General features: G+C 60.8%; 8 protein-coding genes and 1 pseudogene. 2 read left to right on the top strand and 7 right to left on the bottom strand.

What is annotated here, in order from left to right; genetic code table 11:
- Positions 1-573, top strand: a pseudogene (locus tag ACTJKE_RS31005) (hypothetical protein); the annotation flags it as partial.
- Between the two features lie 69 nt (positions 574-642).
- On the opposite strand, the gene nadE reads toward ACTJKE_RS31005, so the two are convergent.
- The 7 genes from nadE to ACTJKE_RS30970 form a co-directional block, all read right to left on the bottom strand.
- Positions 643-1,650 carry an NAD(+) synthase gene (gene nadE / locus ACTJKE_RS31000; RefSeq protein ID WP_058328042.1) on the bottom strand — a complete coding sequence of 336 codons (1,008 nt, stop codon included), beginning with the start codon at positions 1,648-1,650 and terminating at the stop codon, positions 643-645.
- Positions 1,647-3,194, bottom strand: a complete 1,548-nt coding sequence (locus ACTJKE_RS30995; RefSeq protein WP_058328043.1) for a class I adenylate-forming enzyme family protein — start codon at positions 3,192-3,194, stop codon at positions 1,647-1,649. Before ACTJKE_RS30995 ends, nadE begins: the two co-directional genes overlap by 4 nt.
- Before the next feature lie 21 nt (positions 3,195-3,215).
- Positions 3,216-3,482 carry an acyl carrier protein gene (locus ACTJKE_RS30990; protein WP_057251289.1) on the bottom strand — a complete coding sequence of 89 codons (267 nt, stop codon included), beginning with the start codon at positions 3,480-3,482 and terminating at the stop codon, positions 3,216-3,218.
- A gap of 22 nt (positions 3,483-3,504) precedes the next feature.
- Complete coding sequence (gene asnB, locus ACTJKE_RS30985) at positions 3,505-5,442, bottom strand: asparagine synthase (glutamine-hydrolyzing) (protein WP_058328044.1); 1,938 nt, start codon at positions 5,440-5,442, stop codon at positions 3,505-3,507.
- 726 nt (positions 5,443-6,168) lie between these two features.
- Complete coding sequence (locus ACTJKE_RS30980) at positions 6,169-6,930, bottom strand: FkbM family methyltransferase (protein ID WP_058328046.1); 762 nt, start codon at positions 6,928-6,930, stop codon at positions 6,169-6,171.
- Positions 6,931-7,036: 106 nt separating this feature from the next.
- Positions 7,037-7,501, bottom strand: coding sequence for a cyclic nucleotide-binding domain-containing protein (locus ACTJKE_RS30975; RefSeq protein ID WP_057251293.1), 465 nt, complete (start codon positions 7,499-7,501; stop codon positions 7,037-7,039).
- 91 nt (positions 7,502-7,592) lie between these two features.
- Positions 7,593-10,295 (bottom strand): ABC transporter ATP-binding protein, encoded by a 2,703-nt coding sequence (locus tag ACTJKE_RS30970; protein ID WP_113514526.1) that lies wholly within the window; start codon positions 10,293-10,295, stop codon positions 7,593-7,595.
- 304 nt (positions 10,296-10,599) lie between these two features.
- Between ACTJKE_RS30970 and ACTJKE_RS30965 the strand changes: the two genes are divergently transcribed.
- Positions 10,600-11,274 (top strand): class I SAM-dependent methyltransferase, encoded by a 675-nt coding sequence (locus ACTJKE_RS30965; RefSeq protein ID WP_440693434.1) that lies wholly within the window; start codon positions 10,600-10,602, stop codon positions 11,272-11,274.
- Positions 11,275-11,289: the final 15 nt, after the last annotated feature.

Raw genomic sequence — 11,289 nt, 5'->3', positions numbered from 1 at the left:
AAGCGGATGGCGCCGGGCGAACAACGCTGGTCCGCCGTGTCTGCCGCCGGCATCGGTCAGGCCGGTTTCACGGCACAGGAAACCGATCGCAACGGCTTTGCCGCCGTGGTCGATCGTTTCCTCGCGCAGTTTCCGCTGCGCCCCGAATGGGCTGAAGGGCAGCTCGACTACATTCTCGGCGATGCGGAGCAAAAGCCCGAACAGGGCGAGCTCGTCTACGCTCTGGCCACGGCGCGCACCGGCACGCTCGTTGGCGCGTTCGCCTATTACGCCAAGGCAGGCGCGATCGGACGGGTGCTGCAGGTTTTGGCGCAGCCGGGCCAGGCCGGCCCGGTCATCGACTGTCTTGTCGATCATGCCGCCAAGCGTGGACTTCCGGGCCTACGGGGACGGACACAGCCGGTACTTATGGAAGCGATGCTCGGACGTCGGATTGCCTTTGTCCATGTCGCCTCGACGGTGCTTCACTCCCGTGACCCCGCGATCGTCCAGGCCTGCCGGGACGGGCAAGGCTTCTTCAACGGCATTGCCGGAGAACACTGGTGCCGGCTGATCGCCGGCCAGTTCGACTGACCAGCGCTTCGGTTACTGCGGCATTCCTTGAAGCCACCGCAGCACCTCGCCGAGCAACGAGGCTCGCGATCAGCCCTTGATCTCCTCCACCGGCTGCACCAGCTGTGGACCCAGATGCAGGTAGCGCGTCGCCTTGCGCTTCGCGGCGATATCCGCCCAGACGCGCTCCACCTGCGTGACGGTCAGGCCTGCAGCGGTCGCGACGGCGTCGATATCGATGCCATTATTGAGCCCGTAGAGGCAGAGATCCATGCGGTCGTATGGCAGCGAGAAGTAGAATTCCTCCTGCGTCTGCTCCAGCGAGTAGGTGTCGGTCGTCGGCGGCCTGCGTCGAATCTCCTCGGGAATGCCGAGATAGGCGGCAAGCGCGTAGACCTGCGACTTGTAGAGATGCGCGATCGGCTTGACGTCGGCCGCCCCGTCGCCGTTCTTGACGAAGAAACCCTGGTCGTATTCCAGCCGGTTCGGCGTGCCGAGCACCGCGAAATTCAGCCGGTCGGCGTGGTAATACTCCACCTGCTTGCGCGTGCGCTGCTTCATGTTGGTGGCGGCGACGATACCCAGATAGACCGAAGGCGGCATTCGATGCTTCGACCGCGTGCCGTCGGGGCTTTGAACCACGAGCGAGGAAATATTGTAGCCTTCGCCTTCAAGCGCATTGGCAATCACGATCTTCGAGGCCCATCCATCGCCATAGTCCGGAACCAGCTCGCGAATGAAAGCATCGCGACGCTCATAGCAGCCCATCGCCTTCAACGTCGGACCGATATCCTCGATGATTGCCGCGACGCCGAAAGTCTCGGCGACGAGACGGCCAAAGCGAAGGCTTTCCGGATCGGAATCGTTTTCCGGCATGAATAGGCAGAACACATTCTTGGCGCCGACGGCACGCACGGCCAGCGCGACCGAAACGCTCGAGTCGATACCGCCGGAGAGCCCGAGCACCAGACCGCGCTTCTTCATCGTCCGCAACTGCTCACGCAGCCCGGCGACGATCCGGTCCGTTTCGGCCGCATGATCGATCGTCAGCGTCTCGGCCGAAAACGGGCGCGCGCCCTCAGTCGTTCGAATGTTCATTGGGCGGGCTCCATTGTCTCGGCTGCAAGGCGGCGGCTGACCTTACCAGTATCCGTCTTCGGAAGTTCGGTGCGGAATTCGACAATCTTCGGCACCATGAAATCTTCGAGATGGCGGGTGCAGTGGCGAATAATGTCCTTGTCCGTCAGGCTGGGATCAGAACGCACCACCAGCGCCGCGATCGCGTGGCCGAGCACCGGATCGGCGACGCCGACCACCACGGCCTCGGCGATGCCCGGGTGCGCGTGCAGCACGGTCTCGACTTCCTTGGGCGCGACCTTCTCGCCGCGCGTCTTGATGATGTCGTCCTTGCGGCCAACGAAATAGAGGAAGCCCTCTTCGTCGGTCTGGAACAGGTCGCCCGTATAGAGCACCTTTTCCCAAGGGTTCGGCCCCGGCCGCAGCATGCGCTCGGTCGCGGCATCGTTGCGCCAGTAGCCTTGCATGACATGGGGACCGCGAATGACGAGTTCGCCGGGAACGCCCGGCGGCACGCGTTTTCCCACGTCATCGACGACGAAGGCCTCGGTATTCGGGATCGCGATGCCGACCGAGCCCGGCCGGCGGTCGAGTTCTTCCGGCGGCAGATAGGTGCAGCGCTTGCATTCCGTCAACCCGTACATCGAATAGAGTCGGGCGCCCGGAAAGAGCCCGCGGAGCCGCGCAATATGCGGCGGCGGCAAGGCAGCGGCGGTGTTGGAGAGATAACGCAGGCTTGGCAGGAAGCCGGGTTCCAGATCCCGCATCTGCAGGATCATCGCCGCCATCGTCGGAACCAGCGGGAAGCCGGTAACGCCCTCCTCCCGGATCCGCTCGAAGATCGCATGCGGGAACGCGAAGGATTTTTCGAGCACCAGCGTCGCGCCGATCCGGATCGCCATCAGCAGCTGGTAGAGCCCGTAGTCGAAGGCAAGCGGCAATACGTTGAGGATGATATCGTCCGGTTCGTTGCGCAAATAGGTGGTAATCGACTCCGATGCCGCATCGATGTTGCGATGGGTCATCATCACACCCTTCGGCCGACCGGTCGAACCCGAGGTGTAGATCAGCATCGCAAGGTCGACATCGATGCCGCGATGCGGCACAGGCGTTGCCGCTTCCGCGAGGCAGGTTTCGAACGAGATCGCGTCAGCCGGCGTCTGGCCGTTGGGCGCAGCCGTCGAGGCAACGAAGAGATCCGATTTGTCGCTCAGCGCCTGCGCCTCCGCCACGATCGGCATCAGCTTTGCCTGCGTCAGGATCGCCGCCGCCTCACAGTCGGTGATGATGTAGGCGAGCTTGTCCGCCTTGGTCGAGGCGTTGATCGGGCTGAAGGTCGCGCCGGCCTTCAGGATCGCGAAGATCGAAACAGCCGCTTCCCAGCAATTGTCCATGAAGACGAGCACGCGATCGTTGCGTTTGACGCCGGCCCGCGCCAGCGCGGCAGCCAGCCTGCCCGATAGATCGTCGAATTCGCCGTAGCTGAGGCGACGGCGGTCGGTGACCAGCGCCGTTTTCGCCGCTTGCCTGGCGGCATTGCCAATAAGGAATTGCTCGAACCGCATGGACGCCCCCTCGCGTCTTGATTATGCCGTGGCTGGCGCCCCGACCCGGGCCTCGATGAAGGCCGAAATGCGCGCAAGAGAATCGAGATTCGCAGGCACGATGTCGGCGTCGCCCATGACAATGCCGAACTGGTCTTCGATGAAGGCCACCAGTTCGAGAACGCCGGTTGAATCGATGATGTCATTCTCGATGAGCGAGGCTGTATCGGCGAGATCGTAGGATGTATCGCCGAACAGGAAGTTTTCGATGACGAAGGCTCTAACCTTGTCTTTGATCGTTTCCGTCATGTGGTTCCCTTTCCTAAATGGTTCAGGCTGCTTCCGCCGCGCGGACGCTGGTGCCGGTAAAGGCTTGCAGCCAGAGCTGTGTCGACAGGACTCCGACGAAAGCCGCATTGTCGCGGAAGCCGGTGACCGGCTGCGACTGGCATTTTTCGTAAAGCTTCGTCACGGCTTTGGCATTGAAAAGCCCGCTGTCGCTGACGCGCGCCTCGCTCATGGCATCGCGGACGTAATCGAGTTCGCCCACTCCGGTGAAGGAATGGCTGTCCGGCGCTCGATAAGGCTGCTTGGTCCGCTGGCCAATGGACGGCGGCAACAGATCCTTGGTCGCTTCGCGCAGGATATGCTTCTCCACCAGCCCCTTCAGCTTCATTTCGGGCGGTAGACGGGTCGCGAATTCGACGAGGCGATGATCGAGGAACGGGAAGCGTCCTTCGATCCCGTGGGCCATGGCCATGCGATCGCCCTGGCTTGACAGGATATACCCCGGCAGCAGGAAGCGGCTTTCGAGATATTGCGCCTGGTGCAAGGGGTGCCAGCGTCCGAAGGCTGCCGGAAGCCGGCTCGCCAGATCCTCTGCCGCATCGTAGTTGCTCAACCGCGTACGCAGATCGCCTGAGAAGAAGATCTTGGTCGCCGCCGTGCTCTTGAAGCGTGGCCGGTGCGAGAACAGCGGATCGTCGAGCGGCACGTCGCCGGCGCCGAAGAACGCGGCGAGATACTCCGCCGATTGTTGCTGCAAGCCGGGGATGTAGGGATAGAGCTTGCGGAAGAGGTGCGGGCGCATGCGCGACCCGGGCTGGCGGCCGCAGAACCGACGGACCCGCGCCTCCTTGAAGATATCGTAGCCGGCAAAGACCTCGTCGGCGCCTTCGCCCGTCAGAACCACCTTCAGCCCCTGCTCCCGGACGAGACCCGAAAGTTGATAGAGAGGTGCCGGCGCCGTTCGGATGATCGGTCGCTCCGCAAAGCGGATCACCTCCGGAAAAGACCGCGCAATGTCGCCCGCCCGGCAGGCAACCGCGCTGTGATGCGTGCCTAGCGCTGTCGCCATTTCCATTTGGAATGCGCTCTCGTCATGCTCCACGCTATCGAAGGTGACGGAGAATGTCCTCAGCCCCTGCGGCGCCATGCCGGTCGCCATCGCCGCGACTATGGAGGAGTCGAGCCCGCCCGAAAGGTAGGAGCCAACGGGAACATCGGCGCGCATCCGGATCCGGGTGGCATCCGTGAGCAGCGCACGCAGCTCTTCGGCAGCGGCACGCTCGTCCGTGAGCAGCGGCGATGCCCCGCAGTCGGGATAGTCGAGTTGCCAGTAGGGGCGGATCGCAACCTTGCCCTTTTCTGCAATCATGAGATGCGCCGGTTCAAGCTCATGAATGTCGCGAAAGCCGGTGCGCGGCGCGATCGGCGCCCAGAGCGTGAAGATTTGGTCGAGCGCGATCGGATCGAGTTCGGCAGAAACGCCCGGCACCTGAAGCAGGGCCTTGATTTCGGAAGCGAAATAGAACGTGCCGCCATGGTTCATGTAGAACAGCGGGCGTACGCCCATCCGGTCGCGTGCCAGCATCATCCGCTGGCGGCGGCGATCCCAGATGGCGAAGGAAAAATCGCCATTGAGACGGGACAGACACTCCTCCCCCATGACATCGTAAAGATGAAGGATCACTTCGGTGTCGCTTGAGGTTCGGAAGCGCCGGCCCTTGGCACGCAGCTCATCGCGCAATTCGACATAGTTGAAGATCTCGCCGTTGAAGGCGATCGTCAACTCACCGCTCTCGTCCGACATCGGCTGCTGGCCGTCGCCGAGACCGACGATCGACAGGCGAGCATGACCAAGTCCGGCCTCCTTGTCGACGAAGACGCCGTTCTCGTCCGGGCCGCGATGCGCAATTGCGGAAACCATTCTCTCGAGGAGGTACTTTGCGTCTGGAATTGAGCCGAAATAGCCACCGAAACCGCACATGTTCAAATACTTTCACACCGGTCGATCACCACCGAAGCATAATCCGCACGAGGGACTCATGGGTTAAATCTCCGGCATTTTCTGGTTGTATGGTAAATGCCACAGTTCGGGCGCAAAACCCGACATAGAGGCAGGGAAGTCTAACCTTAACGCTCCGAAATTCTTGTTTTCGATATCATTTTAAACATCAGATAGAGACACAGGACCGGCCAAAGAATGCAGATGAGTAGCCCGGCAAAACGATACATGTTCCAAGGCGCACGCGCCTGTAAACCTTCAAGATAAGTCATCGCCAGGAGAAACGAGGCGGTCAGGCAATAGGCGGCAGTCGCAAAATACACCCATGACATGCGATCGCCCTCACGACACAACATCAAGCTTTCTGCATGACCCCTTCGATCGACCTCAATCTGACGACAAAGACATGCAGCAAATCAAAGTACTACAACAACCTTTGCGCGTCTCAAGTGACGCGCGACGTTTTAGCCAATAGCAGTCAAGAAATTTATAGCACTGAAAATTACGTCTTAAAACGAAGAATTAACATTCTCTAAAGAATGGTTAACCATGCCGGCTTCGTAGCTGTTGCCGGTTGGAGCCTGTCTCGCTCGAGAATGAACCTGCAGCACCTGCCTTGAACGCCTATAGCCGCGCGTCTGCGCGAAGAGACAGCCATCTGATACACGCGGGTGGATGGAAAACGCCAATTGCCGTTGTCGCAACCGCCTAGCGGTCGTGCCGTCTCGAAACGAACAAAAGGTCGAAGCCCCGAAACTCCCGGCGAGCAATCGATTTGCGCAGCGCCGCCCAGATCGCCGAGGGATTGTCCAGGCGGAAGCCGCGCAGGCTGCGGATCAGGCGCATCGTGGCTGTAATCGTGCGAATTGCGCGCACCACCGAAGGACCGCTCAGCGAGGCAAAGAGGATTTGCGGATGCACCGCAAGCAGGACGCCGGTGGTGCGTTGCGGATCGATAGCCCGGAACTGATCCAGAGCGCGGTACTCATATCCCTCGATGTCTATCTTGAAGCAGAGCCGCTCGGTGCGGGCCATGGCCTGAAGCTCGGCTATCTTAACCGTCTGTGCTCGGATCGCCTCGCCGTTGTCGTCGGCAATCAGCGCGGAGGTTTCCGAGCTGCCGAAACCGCCGCCGACGGAGTGCAGCACCAGCACCTCGTCCTCGGAAAGCGCGGCGTTGATCACGCGCACCTCCCCGCTGTTTTCCGGCTGCATCTCCTTGAGTATACTGAAGCAGACGGGGTCGGGCTCGACGGTGATGACGTTGTCTGCGATCTGCGCCGCCCAATAGGGCGTCACCCCGATCCATCCGCCGATGTCGATGAAGGTCGTCTTGCGATCGACAAGGCGCTCGATGTTCTGAAACGTACAAGGCTCCCAATCGCCATTCTGCAGCCGCGCGAAGAAGCGCTTCTTCTCCGGCTTGTCGGGAAACTGAACGGTTTTGCGGAAATAGGTGATCGAACGCATGTCGCCTGTCTAGCCGATAAAACCGCCAAGCGGAATCGCTTTTGCGAAAGGCTCACATGCCCTGAGAGAATGTCTCAACATGGTACAGCTTGGGTTGCGAGGCGCGTCAGGCGTCGACCCGCTCGACCTGGTTACGGGCTTCGCTGAGCTCGGCCGTGGTCTGGGCCAGGCGGTCAGCCAGGACACGCATGATTTCCACCGCCATCTCGGGAAAATCGGCCAGCAGCTTGAGGAAGTCCTCCTTGCGAATACGCAAGGCTTCGAGCGGTGTGGTGGTCCGCACGGTTGCCGTGCGAGGCGTATTACAGAGGATGGCGATTTCGCCGACAATCGAATTTTGCTCAAACTCGGCAATCTTGAAAGGCCCGCCGGCGGTGTTGATCAGTACCTCCGCCTTGCCGGAGAGAATGACATAGGCCGCATCACCGATATCACCCTGATAGAACAGTGCGTCGCCGGCACCGTACATGACCCTGTCGGACGTGAAGGCAAGAAGTTTCAACTTTGCCGGCGGCAATCCTGAAAACAGGGTTATCCGGCGCAGCATTTCAACTTCATCCTTGAGCAACATCACAATCCTTGTCTCCGATTTCCCGTCGGGAGCAGTCTGCCTCCCGCATCGCGGCGGGACCATATGCTCGTGCCCTGACATTAATATTACATCAAGATGCCATTTCCTTGTAGTCGCGTCCGTCATCCACTGCGGCATCGGCACCGGTGTCATGAATCAGGCGCCCATTCTCGAACTTTGCGACACGGTCGAAGAGGTCCATCAACGAGGGATTGGCAAGAACCCAGACGATCGCTGGATCGCGCCCGGCCCGGTCAAGCATCGAGAAGACGTTGCGCACGACCTGCTCCTGGACGCGTTGATCGAGCGCAAGCAGCGGCTGGTTGAAGATATAGAAATCGCAGGCGCGGATAAGCGCGCGCGCAAGATCGAGCTTCTGTCGCTGCGCTGCCGTCAGACGTTTGCCGCCCGCGCCGACATTGTAGTCGAAACCGAAGGCCAGGACTTCGTTATAGAGGCCGCCGGCTTCGAAGAGATCGCGGACAATCGCCCGGATTTTTTCCGACCCATCGGCATGCTTGTGGCCAATACGCCCGAAGAGCACGTTGTCGATGATGCTGCCTGAGGCAATGTAACGGTTCGGACGATAATGCTCGATCATTCCAGCGAGGTCGGCCGGCAACCCCTCATCGAACTCACGGCGCGTGGCAACAACCTTCGCCATCACCTCATCCGTCAGCAAACCGAAGCGGTGCCGCGGCTCGATGTAATCGAAGCACAGCCGGATGATCTTGATCTGATCGTCTTCGGAAACCTCGGTCTTGCCGCGGCTGCGCACCTTCTGCAGGATGGCTTCGTAGACAGGTATTTCCTCGGCGGTCATGAAGGTCAGTTGCTGGAAGAACGGGTGATCCGGCGGCAAGTCGCGAAACAGTTCGACCACGTTCTCCGCAATCTCGAGCCCCATCTCGTAGAAGGTGTCACGCAAGCCGACCCGCTGCAGGATCGTCTTGAAGAAGGGGTGGTTCTCAAGCGCGTTCGCCCACATCGCCTGATCGGTGATCGTGCCAAACAGCATGTTTTCGCCGATCGTTGCCTCGATGTTGTAGGTTCCCGGTTCGAAGAACACGACGAGATCGCTGAGCTTTTCCTTTTCGAGACGCTGCCTGAGCGCGCTGCGCATTTCGACGATGCCGGCTGCGAACGCCGCATGGCGGTTCGCGTCGATCGTCGAGCGGACGGCCAACGCCATCACGTCATTGGTCAGCAGCACGGCGTCGAGAACCGGGCGGATCTGCACGAGCAGATCATCCGGACCGCTCGCCCCGGCCGAACCGTAGTCGACCCAGTCGCTGTTGACATCCAGATGTGGATTGCCGGCCAGGCGCGCCTCGGTCACTTCCCACTTCCGGTGCGAAGCGCCCTCCCCTTCGTAGTTTACTTCCGTCAGCGGAGCGTGCTTCAGGCCGTAGAGGATGTTGTCGCCGAGGCTGCCTTGGAACACGTAGACATCGGACGAAGCGTAGGCGATCCGACGTCCAGTAACCGATTCCGGGATCTCCAGAATATCCTGCCCGCCGATGACCACCTTGCCGCTCGCCGGCCAGACCAGCCGGCCGAAGGCCTCCGCCAGCACCTCGCCACCGCCTGTCAGCGCCACCTTCTCGCCCGGCTGCACCTGAAGCGACACGTGGTCGAGCACGGTCGAGCCGCCGTCGTCGACCACCGTCAGGTTCACCGCCGCCAGCGGACCGCGCAACGATTCGATGGCCCCCGCCGCAACGGCCTGAACCTTCGGATCGAGCAACGGATCGATGCTGAATTGCTCGACGACCTGCGCGTACTTGACCTGAACGTCCTGGCGGGCCTGATCCCAATCGATCAGTTCCTTCAGCGGACCTGGCAGGTCCTTATAGGCGCCGATGACGGCGACGAGCTGACCGATATCGAGGCGCCCCTGCAAGGCGAAATAGCCACCGATCGCGTAGAACAGGAAAGGCGTGACCTGCGCCAGGAAATTGTTGATGAACTTGACGAGGAACTTCCACTGGTAGAGGTCGTAGCGGATCTTGAAGATCCGGCCGAGCCGAGCCGCGATGTCGGCGCGCTCATAGTTGGAGGTATCGTGCCCGCGGATGGCGCCGATACCGTCGACGATTTCGCTGACACGACCGGAGAGTTCCCGCGCCGTCAGCTGCCGTTCACGCCCAAGCACCAGCAGTCGCTTGCGCATGCGCGGGATGATGATCGCCTGCACGGCGACGATCAGCGTCGCGATCAGACCGAGCCAGAAGCTCTGTAGCAGGATGAACACCAGCGCCGTCAGCGCCTGGCCGCCGAGCAGCGCAGGCGAGACGAAGGCGTCACCGGTAAAACCGCCGAGCGGCTCGACCTCATCCTTGATCATCGTTGCGATTTCGGCCGGCTTCACTCTCTTGAAGTGGCTTGGCGGGAAGCGGAGGACACGATCGACGAGTTCGAAGCGGATGCGCCGCAACAGGCGCTCGCCGAGCCGACCCTTGAAGGTGTTGATGTAGAACTTGAAGAGGCCGTTGATGACCACCAGCAGCAGGAACACCAGGCTGAGCGCGAGCAGCATGCCTTCTCGACCGAGATGGAAACCGTCAAAGACATTGATCGTTCCCAAATACGGCAAGTCGAACGAAATCGGCAGGAAGGCCTGCGTCGCCTCCGGACTGTCGAAGCCATCACCCTGGATCGGTCCATTGACGATCTGCTTCGGTAGGTCAAAGGACAGGAAATAGGGGATCATCGACAGCGCGACGATCACCAGAATCCAAAGCTGATCCTTGCGCGTGTGGGTCCAGATGTAGCGGGAAAGGCGTGGTTCCATGTGTCTGGCAATAGGACCTTATTGAACACGATAGCTGCTGGCGTGGCGGGCCGCCGTATGCCCCACCACGCATCATTCCTCGGCGGAGCCTCCGGATGGGTGCCTGTCGGCGCTCGATCGCGAAGTGGATGCCTGCATATTCCGTCCGGCGCCGAATCCGGTTCTGTCGATTATGCAGGTGCGAGGGAAATCTGCAATGGACGCGGTTCCGACTCCACTGCCGCGAAGGCAACCACAGAGAATGTCACTCTCCGAAGCACACGCCGATATTGCACTCGCCCGACACCCAGCTTACAACGAGCGCATGAAACACACCACCCACCCTCCTTCCCAAACCAGCGATTGGTACGAGCATGCCTTTGATTTGGCCCGCGGTATCGCCGCCTATACGCAGAGCCCCCTCGTCGAAGGCGTCGCGAAGGTAATCGCCAAACATCCCGAAGCCCACGTCGCCAACGCCTTCAATCACAAGCAGGTTGCCTGCAAGGTTTGGGCGCGCGACACGCTTTTGAAGGTTGCTGGTTCATCCTACGCCAGGATTGCGATTCTGGGCGGTTGGTATGGCATCCTGGGCGCAATGCTGCTGGAGGATGCGCGCTTCAACGTGGCTGCGGTCGACAGCTTCGACATCGACCCGGACGTGGAAACGGTTGCGCGAACCCTGAATTTTGCCTTCCCGGAGAAATTCCGTGCGGTCACGGCCGACATGTATGCGATCGACTATACGACGCTTGGGGCCGACCTGGTCATCAACACGAGCTGCGAACACATCGCCGATCTGAGATCGTGGCTCGATCGCATTCCCGCTGGCACGCGCGTCCTCTTGCAATCCAACAACTATTTCAGCGAGCCCACCCATATCAATTGCGTGGCTTCCGTCGAGGAGTTCAGGAAACAGGCGGCGCTGACGACAGTCGAATTTGCCGGCGCCCTGCCGACGACGAAGTATACCCGCTACATGCTGATCGGTACGGTCTGAGAGCGGCTGGCGAGC

Source organism: Ensifer sp. 22521, from assembly GCF_052044795.1.
GTDB lineage: Bacteria > Pseudomonadota > Alphaproteobacteria > Rhizobiales > Rhizobiaceae > Ensifer.
The sequence above is the reverse complement of the archived record's forward strand: the minus strand, read 5'-3'. Positions and strand labels throughout refer to the sequence as shown.

Excerpts from the sequence above, each read along its gene's own strand:
- ACTJKE_RS30990 (WP_057251289.1), bottom strand. The coding sequence starts at position 3,482 with ATGACGGAAACGATCAAAGACAAGGTTAGAGCCTTCGTCATCGAAAAC.
- ACTJKE_RS30995 (WP_058328043.1), bottom strand. The coding sequence starts at position 3,194 with ATGCGGTTCGAGCAATTCCTTATTGGCAATGCCGCCAGGCAAGCGGCG.
- asnB (WP_058328044.1), bottom strand. The coding sequence starts at position 5,442 with ATGTGCGGTTTCGGTGGCTATTTCGGCTCAATTCCAGACGCAAAGTAC.
- ACTJKE_RS30970 (WP_113514526.1), bottom strand. The coding sequence starts at position 10,295 with ATGGAACCACGCCTTTCCCGCTACATCTGGACCCACACGCGCAAGGAT.
- ACTJKE_RS30965 (WP_440693434.1), top strand. The coding sequence starts at position 10,600 with ATGAAACACACCACCCACCCTCCTTCCCAAACCAGCGATTGGTACGAG.
- nadE (WP_058328042.1), bottom strand. The coding sequence starts at position 1,650 with ATGAACATTCGAACGACTGAGGGCGCGCGCCCGTTTTCGGCCGAGACG.
- ACTJKE_RS30980 (WP_058328046.1), bottom strand. The coding sequence starts at position 6,930 with ATGCGTTCGATCACCTATTTCCGCAAAACCGTTCAGTTTCCCGACAAG.
- ACTJKE_RS30975 (WP_057251293.1), bottom strand. The coding sequence starts at position 7,501 with ATGTTGCTCAAGGATGAAGTTGAAATGCTGCGCCGGATAACCCTGTTT.